At 64.1% G+C, this 19,016-nt stretch carries 17 protein-coding genes; 14 read left to right on the plus strand and 3 right to left on the minus strand.

The window, feature by feature from the left end; all coding sequences use genetic code 11:
* The first annotated feature begins 14 nt into the window (after positions 1-14).
* The 3 genes from carB to ABT392_RS06310 all read left to right on the plus strand — a co-directional run bounded on the left by carB (position 15) and on the right by ABT392_RS06310 (position 4,278).
* Entirely contained in the window at positions 15-3,281 is a 3,267-nt protein-coding gene (gene carB / locus ABT392_RS06300) for a carbamoyl-phosphate synthase large subunit (RefSeq protein WP_395386290.1), read from the plus strand.
* A gap of 92 nt (positions 3,282-3,373) precedes the next feature.
* Positions 3,374-3,850 carry a transcription elongation factor GreA gene (greA, locus tag ABT392_RS06305; RefSeq protein WP_334277073.1) on the plus strand — a complete coding sequence of 159 codons (477 nt, stop codon included), beginning with the start codon at positions 3,374-3,376 and terminating at the stop codon, positions 3,848-3,850.
* Positions 3,850-4,278: a DUF4149 domain-containing protein gene (locus tag ABT392_RS06310; protein WP_395386289.1), complete on the plus strand. Its 429-nt coding sequence runs from the start codon at positions 3,850-3,852 to the stop codon at positions 4,276-4,278. The genes greA and ABT392_RS06310 overlap by 1 nt, the downstream gene beginning before the upstream one ends.
* Positions 4,279-4,305: 27 nt before the next feature.
* Here the strand turns inward: ABT392_RS06310 and ABT392_RS06315 are convergent, their stop codons facing one another.
* Positions 4,306-4,782, minus strand: coding sequence for a YhbY family RNA-binding protein (locus ABT392_RS06315; RefSeq protein WP_334277071.1), 477 nt, complete (start codon positions 4,780-4,782; stop codon positions 4,306-4,308).
* A 31-nt stretch (positions 4,783-4,813) separates the two neighbouring features.
* On the opposite strand from ABT392_RS06315, the gene ABT392_RS06320 reads away from it, so the two are divergent.
* The 4 genes from ABT392_RS06320 to glmM all read left to right on the plus strand — a co-directional run bounded on the left by ABT392_RS06320 (position 4,814) and on the right by glmM (position 9,829).
* Complete coding sequence (locus ABT392_RS06320; RefSeq protein ID WP_334277070.1) at positions 4,814-5,482, plus strand: RlmE family RNA methyltransferase; 669 nt, start codon at positions 4,814-4,816, stop codon at positions 5,480-5,482.
* A 152-nt stretch (positions 5,483-5,634) separates the two neighbouring features.
* Positions 5,635-7,539 (plus strand): ATP-dependent zinc metalloprotease FtsH, encoded by a 1,905-nt coding sequence (gene ftsH / locus ABT392_RS06325; protein WP_334277069.1) that lies wholly within the window; start codon positions 5,635-5,637, stop codon positions 7,537-7,539.
* 80 nt (positions 7,540-7,619) lie between these two features.
* A complete protein-coding gene (folP, locus tag ABT392_RS06330; RefSeq protein ID WP_395386853.1) occupies positions 7,620-8,501 on the plus strand; it encodes a dihydropteroate synthase in 882 nt (293 codons plus the stop codon).
* Entirely contained in the window at positions 8,498-9,829 is a 1,332-nt protein-coding gene (glmM, locus tag ABT392_RS06335; RefSeq protein ID WP_334277068.1) for a phosphoglucosamine mutase, read from the plus strand. The genes folP and glmM overlap by 4 nt, the downstream gene beginning before the upstream one ends.
* An 80-nt stretch (positions 9,830-9,909) precedes the next feature.
* Here glmM and ABT392_RS06340 read toward each other — a convergent pair whose 3' ends face one another.
* A complete protein-coding gene (locus tag ABT392_RS06340; RefSeq protein WP_334277067.1) occupies positions 9,910-10,395 on the minus strand; it encodes a fasciclin domain-containing protein in 486 nt (161 codons plus the stop codon).
* A 200-nt stretch (positions 10,396-10,595) separates the two neighbouring features.
* On the opposite strand from ABT392_RS06340, the gene pstS reads away from it, so the two are divergent.
* From pstS to phoR, 7 genes are all read left to right on the plus strand, one after another.
* Complete coding sequence (gene pstS, locus ABT392_RS06345) at positions 10,596-11,636, plus strand: phosphate ABC transporter substrate-binding protein PstS (protein ID WP_334277066.1); 1,041 nt, start codon at positions 10,596-10,598, stop codon at positions 11,634-11,636.
* Positions 11,637-11,784: 148 nt separating this feature from the next.
* Positions 11,785-12,759, plus strand: coding sequence for a phosphate ABC transporter permease PstC (pstC, locus tag ABT392_RS06350; protein ID WP_334277366.1), 975 nt, complete (start codon positions 11,785-11,787; stop codon positions 12,757-12,759).
* On the plus strand, positions 12,756-13,628 hold the full coding sequence (gene pstA, locus ABT392_RS06355) for a phosphate ABC transporter permease PstA (protein ID WP_334277065.1): 873 nt from the start codon (positions 12,756-12,758) through the stop codon (positions 13,626-13,628). Before pstC ends, pstA begins: the two co-directional genes overlap by 4 nt.
* Positions 13,629-13,643: 15 nt before the next feature.
* Entirely contained in the window at positions 13,644-14,429 is a 786-nt protein-coding gene (gene pstB, locus ABT392_RS06360) for a phosphate ABC transporter ATP-binding protein PstB (RefSeq protein ID WP_334277064.1), read from the plus strand.
* Positions 14,430-14,445: 16 nt separating this feature from the next.
* On the plus strand, positions 14,446-15,153 hold the full coding sequence (phoU, locus tag ABT392_RS06365; protein WP_334277063.1) for a phosphate signaling complex protein PhoU: 708 nt from the start codon (positions 14,446-14,448) through the stop codon (positions 15,151-15,153).
* 105 nt (positions 15,154-15,258) lie between these two features.
* Positions 15,259-15,963 (plus strand): phosphate regulon transcriptional regulator PhoB, encoded by a 705-nt coding sequence (gene phoB / locus ABT392_RS06370; RefSeq protein ID WP_334277062.1) that lies wholly within the window; start codon positions 15,259-15,261, stop codon positions 15,961-15,963.
* A gap of 25 nt (positions 15,964-15,988) precedes the next feature.
* Positions 15,989-17,338 carry a phosphate regulon sensor histidine kinase PhoR gene (gene phoR, locus ABT392_RS06375; protein WP_395386288.1) on the plus strand — a complete coding sequence of 450 codons (1,350 nt, stop codon included), beginning with the start codon at positions 15,989-15,991 and terminating at the stop codon, positions 17,336-17,338.
* A gap of 12 nt (positions 17,339-17,350) precedes the next feature.
* Here phoR and ABT392_RS06380 read toward each other — a convergent pair whose 3' ends face one another.
* A complete protein-coding gene (locus tag ABT392_RS06380; RefSeq protein WP_334277060.1) occupies positions 17,351-19,003 on the minus strand; it encodes a hypothetical protein in 1,653 nt (550 codons plus the stop codon).
* Positions 19,004-19,016 lie beyond the last annotated feature (13 nt).

Genomic DNA, 19,016 nt, shown 5'->3' on the forward strand with positions numbered 1-19,016 from the left:
GCAGGAGCACCGCTATGCCAAAACGTACAGACATCAAGAGCGTCCTCATCATCGGCGCCGGCCCGATCATCATCGGCCAGGCTTGCGAGTTCGACTATTCCGGCGCCCAGGCCTGCAAGGCGCTGCGCGAGGAAGGCTACAAGGTCATCCTCGTCAACAGCAATCCGGCCACGATCATGACGGATCCGGACACGGCCGACGTCACCTACATCGAGCCGATCACCTGGCAGGTGGTCGAGAAGATCATCGCCAAGGAGCGCCCAGACGCGGTGCTGCCGACCATGGGCGGCCAGACGGCGCTGAACTGCGCACTCGACCTGCACAAGCATGGCGTGCTGGAGAAGTACAAGGTCGAGATGATCGGTGCCAATGAGCACGCGATCGAGAAGGCCGAAGACCGCCTGAAGTTCAAGGACGCGATGACCAAGATCGGCCTGGGCTCGGCCCGCTCCGGCATCGCGCATTCGCTGGAAGAGGCCTGGGCGGTGCAGAAGCGCATCCACCTCGACATCGGCGGCTCCGGCTTTCCCATGGTCATCCGCCCCAGCTTCACGCTGGGCGGCACGGGCGGCGGCATTGCCTACAACCCGGAAGAGTTTGAGGAGATCTGCAAGCGCGGCCTGGACCTCTCGCCGACCAATGAACTCTTGATCGAAGAGTCGCTGATCGGCTGGAAAGAGTACGAGATGGAGGTTGTGCGCGACAGCAAGGACAACTGCATCATCGTCTGCTCGATCGAGAACCTGGACCCCATGGGCATCCACACCGGCGACTCGATCACCGTGGCCCCGGCCCAGACGCTGAGCGACAAGGAATACCAGCTGCTGCGCAATGCCTCGATTGCCATCCTGCGCGAGATCGGCGTGGACACCGGCGGCTCCAACGTGCAGTTCTCGATCAATCCGCGCGATGGCCGCATGGTGGTGATCGAGATGAACCCGCGCGTCTCGCGCTCCTCGGCGCTGGCCTCCAAGGCCACGGGCTTCCCGATCGCCAAGATCGCGGCCAAGCTGGCCGTGGGTTACACGCTGGATGAGCTGAAGAACGACATCACAGGCGGAGTGACTCCGGCTTCGTTCGAGCCCAGCATTGACTACGTGGTCACCAAGATCCCGCGCTTCGCCTTCGAGAAGTTCCCGATGGCCGACTCGCGCCTGACCACGCAGATGAAGTCGGTCGGCGAAGTGATGGCCATGGGCCGTAGCTTCCAGGAGTCGTTCCAGAAGGCGCTGCGAGGCCTCGAGACCGGCATCGACGGCCTGACCGAGCGCTCGACCGACCGCGAAGAGATCGTCCAGGAAATCGGCGAAGCCGGCCCCGAGCGCATCCTCTTCCTGGCCGACGCCTTCCGCATCGGCATGAGCCTGACCGAGGTGTTCGAAGAAACTGCTGTGGACCCCTGGTTCCTGGCCCAGATCGAGCAGTTGGTGAAGATCGAGCAGTCTCTCGCTGGCCGGACCTTGGCCAGCCTCTCGACCGAGGAATTGCGCCTACTGAAGCAGAAGGGCTTCTCGGACAAGCGCCTGGCCAAGCTGCTGGGCACGAACCAGCACGAAGTGCGCAACGCGCGCTGGGCCCAGGGCGTGCGCCCGGTCTACAAGCGTGTGGACACCTGCGCGGCCGAGTTCGCCACCGAGACGGCCTATATGTATTCCACGTACGACGAGGAATGCGAGGCCGAGCCGACGGACAAGAAGAAGATCATGGTGCTGGGTGGTGGCCCGAACCGCATCGGGCAGGGCATCGAGTTCGACTACTGCTGCGTCCATGCCGCTCTCGCCATGCGCGAAGACGGTTACGAGACCATCATGGTCAATTGCAACCCGGAAACGGTTTCGACCGACTACGACACATCGGATCGTCTCTACTTCGAGCCGGTGACGCTGGAAGACGTACTCGAGATCGTCGACAAGGAAAAGCCGGTCGGTGTGATCGTGCAGTACGGCGGCCAAACGCCCTTGAAGCTCGCGCTGGACCTGGAGCGCGCCGGCGTGCCCATCATCGGCACCAGCCCCGACTCCATCGACATGGCCGAAGACCGTGAGCGCTTCCAGAAGCTGCTGCACGAGCTGGGCCTGAAGCAGCCGCCCAACCGCACTGCGCGTACCGAAGACCAGGCAGTGGCGCTGGCGAACGAGATCGGCTATCCGCTGGTCGTGCGCCCGAGCTATGTGCTGGGTGGCCGCGCGATGGAAATCGTGCACGGCGACAAGGACCTCGAGCGCTACATGCGCGAAGCGGTGCGCGTGTCAGACAAGTCGCCGGTGCTGCTGGACCGCTTCCTGGAAGATGCGGTTGAAGTCGATGCCGACTGCATCAGCGATGGCACCGATGTGATGATCGGCGGCATCATGGAGCACATCGAGGCAGCCGGCATCCACAGCGGCGACTCGGCTTGCTCGCTGCCGCCGTACACGCTGTCCGAAGCGCTGCAGAACGAGCTGCGTCGCCAGACCGCGGCGATGGCCAAGGCCCTGAAGGTCGTCGGCCTGATGAACGTGCAATTCGCGATCCAGGGCGACGTGACCGGCGGGCTCGATGCCTGCACTGTCTACGTGCTGGAAGTGAACCCGCGCGCCTCGCGCACGGTGCCTTTCGTGAGCAAGGCGACTGGCCAGCAACTGGCCAAGATCGCCGCGCGCTGCATGGCCGGCCAGAAGCTGAAGGACCAGAAGGACCGCCTGGGTCGCGTGCCGGCCGAGGTTGTGCCGCCGTACTACAGCGTCAAGGAAGCGGTCTTCCCGTTCAACAAGTTCCCCGGTGTCGATCCGATCCTGAGCCCTGAAATGCGCTCGACCGGCGAGGTCATGGGCGCAGGCCGGACCTTCGGTGAAGCGATGCTGAAGAGCCAGCTGGGCGCCGGTTCGCGCCTGCCGCGCCAGGGCAATGTCCTGATCACGGTGAAGAACGCCGACAAGGCCCGCGCCATCAAAGTGGCCAAGGACCTGCATGCCCTTGGCTTTGGCATCGTTGCCACCCGTGGCACGGCTGCTGCGATCCAGGAGGCTGGCGTGCCGGCCCAGTTCGTCAACAAGATCAAGGACGGACGCCCGCACATCGTCGACATGATCAAGGGCGGCGAAATCCAGCTGGTGTTCACCACCGTGGACGAAACCCGTACCGCGATTGCCGACAGTCGCTACATCCGCCAGGCCGCTCTGGCCAACCGCATCACCTATTACACGACCATGGCCGGTTGTGAGGCCGCGGTCGAGGGCATGAAGCACCAGGATGGACTGTTGGTGCAATCCCTGCAGGAACTGCACGCTGAACTGAACTAAAATCAGCTCCACACGATTCCGCCGCAGCAGCCCGGGGTGCCACCCCAGGCCGCAGCGGCGGATTCATTTTGTATCCCCTAGTTCCTTTTCCCATGGCCACTGTCCCACTGACCGTACGCGGCGCTGAAAAGCTCAAGCAAGAACTGCATCGACTGAAAACGGTCGAGCGCCATGCCGTGATCCAGGCCATCGCTGAAGCGCGCGCCCAGGGCGATCTGTCCGAGAACGCCGAATACGAGGCCGCCAAGGACAAGCAGGGCTTCATCGAAGGCCGCATCCTCGAGATCGAAGGCAAGCTGGCTGCCGCCCAGATCATCGACCCTGCCACGGTGGATGCCGGCGGCAAGGTGGTGTTCGGCACCACCGTCGACCTGGAAGAAGAAGCCAGCGGCGCCGAGGTGACCTACCAGATCGTCGGCGACGACGAAGCCGACCTGAAGCTGGGCCTGATCTCGATCAGCTCGCCTATTGCCCGTGCCTTGATCGGCAAGGAAGCCGGCGACGTGGCCGAGGTGCAGGCGCCCGGTGGCGTGAAGCGCTACGAGATTGTCGAAGTCAGATACGTCTGATGCTGTACCGCGCTCGCGCCATGCTGGCCGCCCTCTGGGGCGGCCTTCTCGTTTGCGTGGCTGCCGTGGCCGCACCCAGCGCCTTTGCGGTGCTGGAGCGTGCGCAGGCGGGCAAGCTGGTCGGCCGCGTGTTTGAGCTGGACGCGCAGATCAGCCTGGGCCTCGGCCTGCTGCTGCTGATGATGGAACGCCGGCTGCAACGAGACACGGGTGGGCCTGTGATTGCGCCCAACCTCTGGCTGCCGCTGGCCGCGCTGATCTGTACGGCTGCAGGCTACTACGGCATCCAGCCGCTGATGGAAGCGGCACGGGCGGGGCAGGGGAGCTGGTCGTTCGGTGCCTTGCATGCCGTCTCCAGCCTGTTTTTCGGGCTCAAGACGCTGGCGGTGCTGGTGCTGGCCTGGCGCGCTTCCCGCGCGCCGGCCTGAACTGAAGCGGCTTGCGCCGCAGAAGCCTCAGCCGTTCTGGCTGGACTTCTTGGTGCTGGTCATCTTGCGCTTGGCGCGCTTGATTTCACCGCCCTGGGCGACGCGCTGGTTGCCGAAGACTTCCAGCTTCTTGACCTGCGGGCGGTTGTTGCCGCTCTTGGAGAACTTGACGATCTTGACGATGCGCGGGCCGGCCTTGGCGTCTTCTCGCACCGCCTTGACCTTCTCGGGCATCGGGCGCCACAGCACCAGCAGCTTGCCGATGTGCTGAATGGGCGCCGCGTCGAGCTTGTCGGACAGCTCTGCGAAAATGCTCTCGCGGTTCTCACGGTCGTCCGACATCACGCGTACCTTGATCAGCCCGTGGGCGTTCAAGGCGGCATCGGTTTCTTTCACGACAGCGGGCGTGAGTCCATCCGCGCCTATCATCACCACGGGGTCGAGGTGGTGGGCGTCGGAGCGTTTTTCCTTGCGCTGGGCAGGGGTCAATTGAATCGCAGGCATCTGGCTATTATCGGGCCAGGCACGGCACATCATGAAATTCACGAGCAAAAGCAAGAAAATCAACAAGGCTTGGCTGCACGGTCATATCAATGATCCGTATGTCAAAGCGGCCCAGAAGGACGGCTATCGCGCTCGCGCTGCCTACAAGCTGCAGGAAATCGACGAAGAGCTGAAGCTGATCCGCCCGGGCCAGGTCGTCGTCGATCTCGGGGCAGCGCCCGGCGCCTGGAGCCAATACCTGCGCCGAAAGTTCGCACCCAAGGAAGCGGGGGTGGGTGGTGCGGCCGTTGGCCAGCTCAACGGCACCATCATTGCGCTGGACCTGCTGGATTTCGAGCCTATTGAAGGCGTGCACTTCATCCAGGGCGATTTCCGCGAGGACGCGGTGCTCAAGGAACTGGAAGATACGCTGGCGGGCCGTGCGGTGGACCTTGTGGTGTCCGACATGGCCCCCAATCTTTCGGGCATCACGGATACCGACGCAGCCCGCGTCAGTTTGCTGATCGAGCTGGCGCTGGACTTCGGCCAGAAGCACCTGACGCCCGATGGCGCGCTGGTGGCCAAGGTCTTCCATGGCGCCGGCTACGACGACCTGGTGGCGCAGTTCAGGAAAACCTTCAAGAAGGTCAAGACGCTCAAGCCCAAGGCTTCCCGAGACCGTTCGTCGGAAACCTTCCTGATCGGCATCGGCCTGAAGTAAGCCTGAAGCAAACAATTGCGCGCAATGTCTATCGCGGGGCAAGGATTTCTCAATCAGCCCCGGGGGCTTGACTGCAATAGAATCAACCCCAACTACCGTGCATCGTCTGTGCGCTAGGCGCAGACCTGTGGAATCGAGTCAAAGGAGTCGCGGTGAACAATCAGTGGTTCTCGAAAATTGCTGTCTGGCTGGTGATAGCCCTGGTGCTATTCACCGTGGTCAAGCAGTTCGAGCGTGGCACGAGCCCGGGAGCCTCCATCGGCTACTCCGATTTCCTGGAAGAAGTCCGTGGCCGCCGCATCAAGCAGGTCACGCTGAAGGAAGGCAATGGCGGCACCGAGATCGAGGCCACCAAGGACGATGGCACCAAGATCCGCTCGGCTGCCACCTATCTCGACCGGGGCCTGGTCGGCGACCTGATCAACAGCGGCGTCAAGTTCGACGTCAAGCCGCGTGAAGAGCCTTCGCTCCTGATGAGCCTGCTGGTCAGCTGGGGCCCGATGCTGCTGCTGATCGGTGTCTGGATCTACTTCATGCGCCAGATGCAGGGCGGCGGCAAGGGCGGCGCGTTCAGCTTCGGCAAGAGCAAGGCGCGCATGCTGGACGAGGCCAACAACACCATCACCTTTGCCGACGTCGCTGGTTGCGACGAAGCCAAGGAAGAGGTGAAGGAGCTGGTCGACTTCCTGAAAGACCCTCAGAAATTCCAGAAGCTGGGCGGCCGCATTCCGCGTGGTGTGCTCATGGTCGGCCCTCCGGGTACCGGCAAGACGCTGCTGGCCAAGTCGATTGCCGGCGAAGCCAAGGTGCCGTTCTTCACGATCTCGGGCTCCGACTTCGTTGAGATGTTCGTCGGCGTTGGCGCTGCCCGTGTGCGCGACATGTTCGAACAGGCCAAGAAGAGCGCACCCTGCATCATCTTCATCGACGAAATCGACGCGGTCGGTCGCCACCGTGGTGCTGGCCTGGGCGGCGGCAACGATGAGCGCGAGCAGACCCTGAACCAGATGCTGGTCGAGATGGACGGTTTCGAGACCAATCTCGGCGTGATCGTGATTGCCGCGACCAACCGTCCTGACATCCTGGACCCGGCCCTCTTGCGTCCGGGTCGTTTTGACCGCCAGGTCTACGTGACGCTGCCGGACATCCGTGGCCGCGAGCAGATCCTGAACGTGCACATGCGCAAGGTGCCCGTGGGCCAAGACGTGAACGCCAGCATCCTGGCGCGCGGCACGCCCGGCATGAGCGGTGCCGATCTGGCCAATCTGGTCAACGAGGCTGCGCTGTTCGCGGCCCGCCGCAATGGACGCCTAGTCGAGATGATCGACTTCGAGCGCGCCAAGGACAAGCTCTACATGGGCCCCGAGCGCAAGAGCATGGTGATGAGCGACGAAGAGAAGCGGGCCACCGCCTATCACGAGTCGGGCCATGCCATCGTGGCCGAAATGCTGCCGGGCACTGACCCGGTCCACAAGGTCACTGTCATGCCGCGTGGCCGTGCCCTGGGCGTGACCTGGCAATTGCCTGAGCGCGACCAGTACAGCCGCTACTACAAGCAGATGCTGAACGAGATCAGCATCCTGTTCGGCGGCCGTATCGCCGAAGAGCTGTTCGTCAAGGACATCTCCACCGGCGCGTCGAACGACTATGAGCGCGCCACCCGCATTGCCCGCGACATGGTCACCCGCTACGGCATGAGCGACCTGCTGGGCCCGATGGTCTATGCGGAGAACGAGGGCGAAGTCTTCCTCGGCCGCAGCATGACCAAGACCTCGGCCATCAGCGAGACCACGCAGCAGAAGGTCGACGCGGAAATGCGCCGCATCCTCGACGAGCAATACGCCGTGGCCAAGAGCATCCTGGATACCAATCGTGACAAGGTCGAGGCGATGACCGACGCGCTGATGAAGTGGGAAACCATTGACCGCGACCAGGTGCTGGACATCATGGCCGGCAAGCCGCCGCGCGGGCCTGGCGAGACTGTGGCGCCCAATGGCGGTTCCAGCGGCGGCGGTACGCCACCGGTGAATACCGACGGTGCGCCTGCGGCTGCCTGATCCACAAGACTCGACACGGGGCCCGACATTGCGTCGGGCCCTTTTACCTTTCAGCTCCCAGACCCAGCTCACACTTGGCTATGCATTGGCAAACTCGGCGCTTTCGAATCGACCTTGATCGCCCCCGCGTGATGGGCATCGTCAACGTCACGCCTGATTCCTTCTCCGACGGCGGCCAGCATGCTGAGGCGGCTGGCGCCATCGCTCACTGCAAGCGGCTGGTGGACGAGGGTGCGGATATTCTCGACATCGGTGGCGAGTCGACCCGGCCCGGCGCGGCGGTCCTGGACGATGAAGAGGAATGGCGGCGCATTGCGCCGGTCATCCAGGCTGCCCTGAGCCTGGGGGTGCCGCTGTCTGTCGATACCTGCAAGCCAGAGGTGATGCGGCGGGCATTGGAGGCCGGCGTCGACATCGTCAACGACGTCCAGGCCCTGTGCCGGCCCGGCGCATTGGAGATTCTTGCGGCCCACGACTCCGCAGGTGTCTGCCTGATGCATATGCGTGGCGAGCCCTCCACCATGCAAGGGCTGACCGACTATGCCGACGTGGTGGCCGAGGTGGCGCAGTTTCTTGGTGAACGGGCTGCGCGGCTCCGCGAAGCCGGCATCGCGGCCGAGCGCATCGTGTTGGATCCGGGTTACGGCTTTGCCAAACAGTCTGAGCAGAACCTGCAGCTGCTGCGTGAGCAGGAGCGATTGCTGGCGCTGGGCTACCCACTGTTGGTGGGCTGGTCACGCAAGAAGACACTGGGCGACGTGACTGGCAAACCGGTGAACCAGCGCATGCCGGCCAGCATCGCGGCGGCTTTGCTGGCGGTGTCGCGCGGCGCACGCATCCTGCGTGTGCACGATGTCGCGGCTACCGTCGATGCGCTCAAGGTCTGGCATGCTGGGGATGGGCCTGGTGCGCTATTCGCCGACAATAGCGGAATCAAAAATTCAGGAGGCCGCTCGCAATGAGCCGTACCTATTTCGGAACCGATGGCATCCGCGGCACCGTGGGCCAATCGCCCATCACTCCCGACTTCATGCTGCGCCTGGGTCATGCCGTGGGCCGTGTGCTCAAGCGCAAGGTCGCACGCCCCAGCGTGCTGATCGGCAAGGACACCCGCATCTCCGGCTACATGCTCGAGTCTTCGCTGGAAGCGGGCTTCGCGTCGGCCGGCGTCGATGTGCGCCTCACCGGCCCCCTGCCCACGCCAGGCGTCGCCTACCTGACCCGCGCGCTGCGCCAGGACCTGGGCGTGGTGATCTCGGCCTCGCACAACCCGTTTGCCGACAACGGCATCAAATTCTTCTCCAGCAAGGGCGAGAAGCTGCCCGACGCCTGGGAGCTGGATGTTGAAGCCGCGCTCGAAGAGCCGCCGGTCTGGGTCGATTCGGCCAATCTGGGCCGGGCTCGCCGGCTTGAAGACGCACGCGGCCGCTACATCGAGTTCTGCAAGAACTGCTTCGGGTCGGACCTGACTCTGAAGGGCCTGAAGATCGTCGTCGACGCGGCCCACGGCGCCGGCTACCAGATCGCCCCCGATGTGTTCCACGAGCTGGGTGCCGAGGTGATCGCCATCGGCTGCAGCCCGGACGGCTACAACATCAATGCAGGCTTCGGCGCTACCGCCCCGGAAGCGCTGGTCAAGGCCGTCAAGGAACATGGCGCGCACTATGGCGTAGCCCTGGACGGCGATGCCGACCGCCTGCAACTGGTCGACGCCCAAGGCCGCCTCTACAACGGCGATGAGCTGCTATATGTGATGGTGGCAGACCGTCTCGACCAGGGCCTGCGAGTGCCCGGTGCCGTGGGCACGCTGATGACCAATATGGCCGTCGAGCTGGCCCTGAAGTCGCGCGATGTTGACTTCGTCCGCGCCAAGGTCGGCGACCGCTATGTGCTGGAAGAGCTGGCCGCCCGCGGCTGGCAGCTCGGTGGCGAAGGCTCGGGCCACCTGCTGGCGCTGGACAAGCACACCACCGGCGACGGCATCGTCAGCGCACTGCTGGTGCTGCAGGCCATCAGCCGCACCGGCCGCAGTCTGTCCGAGCAACTCGCCGGCGTGGACCTGTTCCCGCAAACGCTGATAAATGTTCGCCTGCAGCCGGGCCAGGACTGGAAGGGCAATGCGCGCCTGGCCCAGGAGCAGGCCGAAGTCACGGCCGATCTCGGCCAACGTGGCCGGGTGCTGATCCGTGCGTCGGGCACCGAGCCGCTGCTGCGCGTGATGGTCGAGGCCAGCGACGCGACCCTGGCCCAGCAATGCGCCCAGCGCCTGGCGGAAGCTGTCCGCATCTGATACTTTGAATGTCAAAGCCAAGGGCCGCCAGCGTGCAAGACGCTGGCGGCCCTTGTTGTTTGTGCCTGGGCTTGAGCTACTTACTTCTTGGACGGCATCAGCACCCGGTCGAGCACATGGGCCACGCCGTTGGTGGCATTGATGTCGGCTTGCTGGACCATGGCTTCGTCAACCGTCACGAAGTCTCCGGCACGGGCCAGGGCGATCGTGCCGCCTTGCAGCGTCTTCTGGTTGCTGTTGCGCACTTCGGCGGCCGGCAGCTTGGCGGCCACGATGTGATAGCTCAACACGGCCTTCAACTGGGCCTTGTCGGCCACAAGGGCTTCCAGAGTCTTGGCCGGCACGGCCTTGAAGGCTTCGTCGCTGGGCGCGAACACCGTCAGCGGGCCGGCGGCGCGCAGCTGCTCACTCAGGCCGGCTTCGGCCACCAGGCGGTTGAAGGTGCTCAATTGAGGGGCGCGGCCGAGGGTCTCGGTCAGCGGTGCCGGCGTGGGCGCGGTGGCGCAGGCGGACAGGCCAGCGGCGAGGGCGACAGCGGACAAGAGGCGGAACAGCGGGTTCTTCATGACGGTCTCCACAGATGCAGGGCGCAGCGCCCGGTGCGCGAGACTGTAGAAAGCGCATATGACAGAGCAGTGAAGTGAATATGACAGTTTCGCCGCCATCCAGAATCAGTGCTGGATCTTGTCAACCGATGTCACTACGCTGTCATATTGGCTTTCTAGGATGCCAACCATCGTCAACCAAGCACCGTCACAGGTCAGCCATGAATCTCACTCGCTTTGCCCAGGGTTTCCTTCTTGCTGCCGGCCTCGCCGCCGTGAACAGTGTCGCAGCTCAGGACGTGACCGGCGCCGGCGCGACCTTCCCGGCACCTATCTATGCCAAATGGGCTGATGCCTACAACAAGGCCAGCGGCGCGCGCATCAATTATCAGTCGGTCGGCTCGGGTGCTGGCATTCGCCAGATCAAGGCCAAGACGGTCGATTTCGGCGCGTCCGACATGCCGATCAAGGATGAGGACCTGGCCAAGGACGGCATGGTTCAGTTCCCGACGGTGATTGGCGGTGTTGTGCCTGTGGTCAACATCAAGGGTATCGCCCCGGGTCAAATCAAGTTGACCGGCCAGGTGCTGGGTGACATCTACCTGGGCAAGATCACCAAGTGGAACGATGCGGCGCTCACCGCCCTGAATCCGGGTGTGCCTTTGCCGGACGCTCCCATTGCCGTGGTTCGTCGCGCAGACGGCTCGGGCACCTCGTTCATCTTCACGAACTACCTTTCCAAGGTGAATGAAGAATGGAAGAGCAAGGTGGGCGAAGGCACGGCGGTGAACTGGCCGACCGGTGCCGGTGGCAAGGGCAATGAAGGTGTGGCCGCCTTCGTGCAACGCCTCCCGAATTCGATTGGCTATGTCGAATACGCATACGTCAAGCAGAACAAGATGACGTACACGCTGATGCGCAACAAGGACGGTCATTTCGTGACGCCCAATGACAACGCGTTCAAGGCCGCTGCGGCGGGCGCTGATTGGGCCAAGTCGTTCTATCAGATCACGACCGAGCAACCCGGCAAGGACGCCTGGCCCCTGACCAATCCGACCTACATCCTGATGTACAAGACCCAGGAGAAGCCGGCCAGCGGTGCCGCTGCCCTCAAGTTCTTTGATTGGGCTTACGGCAATGGCGACAAGATGGCCGACGATCTGGACTATGTGCCGCTGCCCGACAGCGTCAAGACGTTGGTCCGCAAGCTGTGGGCCGACAATTTGAAGGACGCTTCCGGCAAGGCCATTGCCTACAAGTGACGTTGAACTGAGCAAAGTCACGGCCCGGCAGTCAGCACTGCCGGGCTGTTGTCGAATTTGCCACCCATTTTTCAAAGCCTGACTTTCAGGAGGCCTCGTGGCCGCAATACTCCCAGCCAACAACTTCGAGTCCGACGAACGTTCTGCGATCCGGGTGCAGCCTCAAGGCAGCCCGCAGCCGCGTCGTCGCGTCGCCCCCTGGGCTGATGCGGTGTTTTCGCTTCTGGCCCACGGGGCCGCCTGGCTGACGCTGGCCCTGATGGTGGGCATCATCGTGTCGCTGCTGATCGGTGCGGCCCCGGCAATCCGCGAGTTCGGGCTCGGCTTCCTGTGGACCAGCGAATGGGATCCGGTGCAGGAGAAGTTTGGCGGCCTGGTGATGATCTACGGCACGCTGATGACATCGTTCATCGCGTTGTTTATCGCCGTGCCTGTGAGCTTTGGCATTGCCTTGTTTCTGACAGAGCTGTCACCCAATTGGTTGCGCCGGCCGCTTGGCGTGGCGGTTGAGCTGCTCGCTGCGGTGCCTTCAATCGTTTACGGCATGTGGGGCTTGCTGGTGTTCGGGCCCATCTTGGCAACCTACGTCCAGCAACCACTGCAGGCGCTGCTGACCGGTGTGCCTGTCCTGGGGGCCTTCGTTTCCGGCCCACCGGTAGGCATCGGCATCCTGTCGGCCGGCATCATCCTGGCCATCATGATCATTCCCTTCATCGCGTCGGTGATGCGGGACGTGTTTGAGGTCACGCCTCCGATGCTGAAGGAAAGTGCCTACGGCCTTGGTGCCACCACCTGGGAGGTGGTCTGGAAGGTGGTGCTGCCCTATACGAAGACCGGTGTGGTCGGCGGGGTCATGCTGGGGCTGGGTCGCGCCCTTGGTGAGACCATGGCGATCACCTTCGTGATTGGCAACATGAATCAGCTGAACTCGCTGTCCGTGTTCGAGGCCGCCAACAGCATCACGTCGGCCCTGGCCAATGAGTTCGCCGAAGCCGGTGAGGGGCTGCATCAGGCCTCGCTGATCTATCTTGGCTTGGTGCTGTTCTTTATCACCTTCGTGGTGCTGGCCTGCTCCAAGCTGTTGTTGTCGCAACTCAAGAAGAACGAGGGGACGCGTTCATGAGCGCCACCACCACATCCATGGATGCCAAGCGGTTGGCCATGCATGCCAAACGCAAGCGGGTCAATGCGATCGCGTTGACCCTGTCGCTGGCCGCGATGGCCTTCGGTCTGTTCTGGCTGTTGTGGATACTGTTCGAGACAGTGCGCCTTGGGATGGGGGGGATTGCCTGGGCAACCTTCACCGAGATGACGCCGCCGCCGCAGGCAGACACCGGTGGCCTGGCCAACGCAATCTTCGGCTCGACCGTGATGGTCGGCCTGGCCACCTTGCTCGGCACGCCGATTGGCATCCTGGCCGGGGTCTACCTTGCCGAGTACGGCCAGAAGAGCAGGCTGGGTGCCGCAGTGCGCTTCATCAACGACATCTTGCTGTCTGCGCCGTCAATCGTGATCGGACTGTTCATTTACGCTGTGGTCGTCACGCGGATGAAGAGCTTCTCCGGCTTGGCCGGCATCCTGGCGCTTGCGCTTATCGTGATTCCGGTCGTGATCCGAACGACAGAGAACATGCTGAGCCTGATCCCGAATGCCTTGCGCGAGGCGGCTTACGCGCTTGGTACGCCGAAGTGGAAGGTGATTCTTTCCGTGACCTTGAAGGCCGCTCGTGCGGGCGTTCTGACCGGCATCCTGCTGGCGTTGGCACGCATCTCTGGCGAGACCGCGCCGCTGCTGTTCACGGCCCTTTCCAACCAGTTCTGGACTTCAGACCTGGGGGCGCCGATGGCGAGCTTGCCGGTCACGATCTTCAAGTTCGCGATGAGCCCTTATGAAAACTGGCAGAAGCTCGCTTGGGCTGGGGTTTTCATCATCACCATTGGCGTGCTGCTGCTCAATATCCTGGCGCGCGTGCTATTCAAGAACAAGCATTAACCTGGACTCCCTACCATGGATGCAAAAGTCAACATGCCGGTCGCCGAGCGGGCCAAGCTCTCGGTGCGCAACCTGAATTTCTATTACGGCAGCTTCCACGCGCTGAAGAGCATCAACCTGGACATTCCCGAGAAGAAGGTCACTGCCTTCATCGGCCCCAGCGGCTGCGGCAAGTCCACCTTGCTGCGTACGCTGAACCGGATGTTCGAGCTCTACCCGGAGCAGCGCGCCGAGGGCCAGATCCTGCTGGACGGCGAGGACATCCTCGCGAGCCGCGAAGACGTCTCCCTGATCCGCGCCAAGATCGGCATGGTGTTCCAGAAGCCGACGCCGTTCCCGATGTCGATCTACGACAACATCGCTTTCGGCGTGCGCCTGTTCGAGACGCTGCCGCGCGTCGAGATGGACGAGCGCGTCGAGTGGGCCCTGAAGAAGGCCGCGCTCTGGACCGAGGTGAAAGACAAGCTCAACCAGAGCGGCTCCGGCCTCTCCGGCGGCCAGCAGCAGCGCCTGTGCATTGCGCGCGGCATTGCGATCAAGCCCGAGATCCTGCTGCTCGACGAACCATGCTCGGCGCTGGACCCGATCTCGACCGGCAAGATCGAGGAGCTGATTCATGAGCTCAAGAGCGATTACACGGTCGCCATCGTCACGCACAACATGCAGCAGGCCGCACGCTGCTCGGACTACACGGCCTATATGTACCTGGGTGACCTGATCGAGTTCGGCCCCACGGGCGACTTGTTCATGAAGCCCAAGCGCAAGGACACCGAAGATTACATCACCGGCCGATTCGGCTGATTGAGGGAGATAGAAGATGAGCGACAAGCACCTTTCTACCCAATTCGATGCCGAGCTGAGCGGCATTTCCACCCGTGTGCTCGAGATGGGCGGCATGGTCGAGTCTCAAGTGGCCCAGGCCGTCGAGGCGCTGGTGCAGTTCAGCGGTGAGCTGGCCAGCAGCGTCTTGCAGACCGAAGAGAAGGTCAACGCGATGGAGGTCGAGATCGACCGCGATCTCTCCACCATCATTGCCCGCCGCCAACCCACGGCGCGCGACTTGCGTCTCCTGATCGCCATCTCCAAGGCGATTGCCAATCTGGAGCGTGTGGGCGACGAAGCGGCCCGCGTGGCCCGTACGGTGCAGCGCCTGATCAATGCCGGCGTTTCGAGCCGCCTGCGCCTGCCGATGTCGGACCTGGCCTTCGAAGCCGAGCTGGCCGTCGCACTGCTGCGCAAGGCACTCGATGCCTTCGCGCGGCTCGACGTCGAGAAGGCGCTGGAAGTGCTGAAGCAGGACGACCAGATCGACAAGGAATTCGATGGCCTGTTGCGCAAGCTGATCACCTACATGATGGAAGACCCTCGCACGATCTCGTCGTCGATCGACCTGGTGTTCGTGGCCAAGGCCATCGAGCGCGTGGGCGACCATGCCAAGAACCTGGCCGAGGTCATCATCTACGTGGTCAAGGGCACGGACGTGCGTCACAACACGCCCGAGGCCGTCGAAACCATGGTGAGGTAGTCATGGGACCCCTTGGCCGACGAGTACGTCGGCCGATCTCCCGAGGGGATGCGGGCCGGCTTGGGAGCGGCCCGGCGCTCGTCCCGCAGGAATTGGAGCTAGACAATGAGTAGCCGAATTTTGGTGGTGGAAGACGAATCGGCCATCGCCGAGCTGATCTCCATCAACCTGCGTCACGCAGGCTTTGAAGTGACCCTGGCGGCCAGCGCCGATCAGGCCCAGTACGAGGTGGACCGCATGCTGCCCGAGCTGGTGGTGCTGGACTGGATGCTGCCGGGCCAGAGCGGCGTGGCCCTCGCTCGCCAATGGCGCAGCAGCTCGCGCACCAAGGAGCTGCCGGTCATCATGCTGACCGCGCGCGCTGACGAGATGGACAAGATCGCGGGCCTGGACGCTGGTGCCGACGACTACCTGACCAAGCCGTTCTCGACCAACGAGCTGCTGGCCCGCATCCGCGCTGTCTTGCGGCGCCGCGCGCCCGAGGCGCTTGATGCCGTGGTTGAAGTTGGTGGCCTGAGCATCGACCCGGGCACCCGCCGCGTGAGCCGCGATGGCACCGAGGTCAAGCTGGGTCCGACCGAGTTCCGCCTGCTGCATTTCTTCATGACGCATCCGGAGCGTGTGCACAGCCGTTCGCAGTTGTTGGACCGGGTCTGGGGCGACCATGTGTTCATCGAGGAGCGCACCGTGGATGTGCATGTGAAGCGCTTGCGCGAGGCCCTCGAGAAAGTGCATTGCCAGCGCATGATCGAGACCGTGCGCGGGGCCGGCTACCGCCTGACCCAGCAGCAGACGGCGCTGTCCAGCTGAAGACAAAGACACTGAGGATGCCGACTTGAGCTGGTTCTTTGCCCGCCTGGTATTGATCATCGTGGCGCTGGCCGCCGGCAGCCTTGTGGGCTGGTGGGCGGGCCATGAATTCGCCACGCCCTTGGTGGCCGAGTTGCTCGGTGCCGGCACGGCGGTCGGCCTGCTGACCCTGTTCGACTCGCTGCGCGCGCATCGCCTGATGGAATGGCTGCGCGGTTCGCAGCAGCAGGCCGCGCCGCGCGACCGAGGCTTCTGGGGCGAGATCGGCTACCGAGTCGAGCGTGCCTTGCGTCAGCGCGAGCATGCCCTGGCTCGCGAGCGCTTGTGGCTGGGCCAGTTTCTGTCCGCCATCGAAGCCTCGCCCAACGGTGTGCTGATACTGGACGCGAACGACCAGATCCAGTGGTGCAACCATGTGGCGGCAGACCATTTCTCGCTCGACCCTCATCGCGACCTGCAGCAGCGCATCACCAACCTCGTGCGGGCGCCGACCTTTGTCGCCTACCTGCAGGCTGCCGACTACCAGGAGCCGCTGCTGCTGGCCGGCAGCTCACGCGGCCGCGGCAGTTTGTCGGTGGTGGTGCGCAGCTATGGCGAGGGCCGCAAGCTGATCCTGACGGTCGACGTGACCGAGCGAGAGCGGGCCGATTCGATGCGGCGTGATTTCGTGGCCAATGTCTCGCACGAGATCCGCACGCCGCTGACCGTGCTGGCCGGCTTCATCGAGACCATGGACAGCCTGCCGCTCACTGAAGTCGAGCGCCGCCGTGTGCTGAGCCTGATGCAGCAGCAGACGCAGCGCATGCAGACGCTGGTGGCCGATCTCCTGACGCTGGCGCAGCTCGAAGGCAGCCCGCGCCCGACATCGGACCGCTGGGTCAGCCTGGACGGCCTGCTGCAGCGCATCCGCAGCGATGCCCTTGCCTTGTCGCATGGACGGCATCGCGTCACGGTGGTGGCGGATACCCTGGCCGAGCTGGCCGGCGTGGAGGGCGAACTGCTCAGCGGGATCGGCAACCTCGTATCGAACGCGGTCCGCTACACGCCGGAGGGCGGCGGCATCGACGTGCATTGGCGCCTGCTGGCCGATGGCTCGGGGGAGCTCTGTGTGGCTGACACCGGCCCCGGCATAGCGCGCGAGCATCTGCCGCGATTGACCGAGCGCTTCTATCGCGTGGACGGCAGCCGCTCACGCGAGAGCGGTGGCACAGGCCTGGGCCTGTCCATCGTCAAGCATGTGGCGCAGCGCCATGGTGGCGCGTTGCTGATCGAAAGCGAAGTGGGCAAGGGCAGTCGCTTCAAGCTGCAGTTCCCGGCAGCGCGGGTGCGTGCCGCAACGGCCGAGCCAGTGTCCGCCGAGCATTTGAAGGCCTGAAGCTGTGCTTGGCTACTGGCGGGCCAGCAGCAAGTAGCCCTGTTCGCCCCTATCGGTGGGCCGCTTCACCCGAGCCAGCAAACGCCAGCCGGCAGGCGGCGCTTCCTGACCCTGTACGTAGCGCAGTGCATGCGTGCACTGGGTCACCACCAGCGGCCTTCGCGCATCGACCCGCCAGCCGCCCTGGAACTCCAGGGCCGCCAGCAAGGACATGGCCTGGCCGGGCGCAGCGATGCAATTGACCGTGGTGGGCAGTTGCGCGCGCAGGCGCTCGATCAGGGGGCGGTTGCTGCGCGCGTAATCCAGCGGCGGGAGCATCAGCGTCATGGCCAACAGCCAGGCCAGCGTGACACCGCCGGCCGGCAAAGCCAGACTCTTCCACACCGCATGCTGGTGGCGCGAAGTGCGCCAGCGCACCAGGGCCAGCCAGGCCAGGGTGGCGGCGGCGCCAACGAGCAAGGCCACCGGATGGAAACTCGGTTCGAAGCCCTGGGCCAGACGTTGCAGATTGGCCAGCAATTTGGGCGGCCAACCTTGCTGCATCGACAGGTAATAGGCCCAGAAGAACAGCGCGACGGCGCTGAAGAAGAAGACCGAGAACCAGTCCACGGCCGCTGCGAAGCTGCGCTTGAGCGTGGGCAGCGCAAAGGCGGCGAGCAAGGCCAGTGGCGGCAGGCAAAGCAGCAAGGCGCGGTCCGAACCGTTCATGGCAATGGACGCGGCCATGGGGACGGCAAACACGATCAGTGGCAGCAGGATATGCCGGCGCGGCCAGTGATGACGCCAGCGCCACAGTGTCCACAGGGCCAGCGGCCAGGCCGGCCAGCAGAACCAGCCGAACTGGCTCAGCAGCTCGAGACCGAACTCTGCAGTGCCTGGCATGTCGACGCGCCAGGCCCAGGCGTTGAAGGTCCAGGCCGACAAGGCGCTCAGGAGGCCGGCGCCCAGCACCCACAGCGTCAGGCCGCGCACATCGTCGTAGCTGGAGCGTTGGCACAGCCAGGCGCCCAGGCCTGCATAAAGCATGGCCACGGCGGGCGCACCGCTGGCCGCCAGCATTGGCAGCGAGAGCAGCACCGCGAGCCGCGCTTTCCAGGCGTTGTACGGGGCGACGGCGAGGCCGTAGAGATAGATTGCGCAAGCCAGCAGCTGCAAGAGCTCTGGCGTGGTTTCGTGACCCAGCATCAAGAGGCCCAGGCTGGCCATCAGTGCCAGCAGGGCACCATCGGCCATGGCGCGGGCGTAGTCGGTCGCCTGGGCTTCGCCGCCGAAGGCGAATGCGACCGGTTGTGCAGCCTCGGTGCGGGCCAGATGAAAGGTGCTGTACCAGACCAGCGTGAAGACCAGCAGCAGCACCGCCGCAAAAGGCAGGCGTGCGGCCAGGGCCGGGTCCAGGAAGGGCAGGGCCTTGATGGCCAGCGCCCCGAGCCAGAATGGCAGCGGGCCGCCTTCGGCGGGAATGCCGGCGATGGCAGGTTCCCACCAGGGCGCGTGGCCCTGGGCGATGCTGGCCATGAAGCCGAAAGCGGTCAGGTCCGCATTGCGCCAGGGGTCACGGCCGAACAGGCCGGGCAGCACATAAGCCGCGCAGAGCAGCAAGAGGGCCAGGCGGGGCAGTCGTTGCGCGCCGCGTTCGGCCACGATGGCGGGGGTGGGCAGGTTCACGCGTCTACAGGGC

It is taken from the genome of Paucibacter sp. JuS9 (genome assembly GCF_044043925.2).
GTDB lineage: Bacteria > Pseudomonadota > Gammaproteobacteria > Burkholderiales > Burkholderiaceae_C > JAUASW01.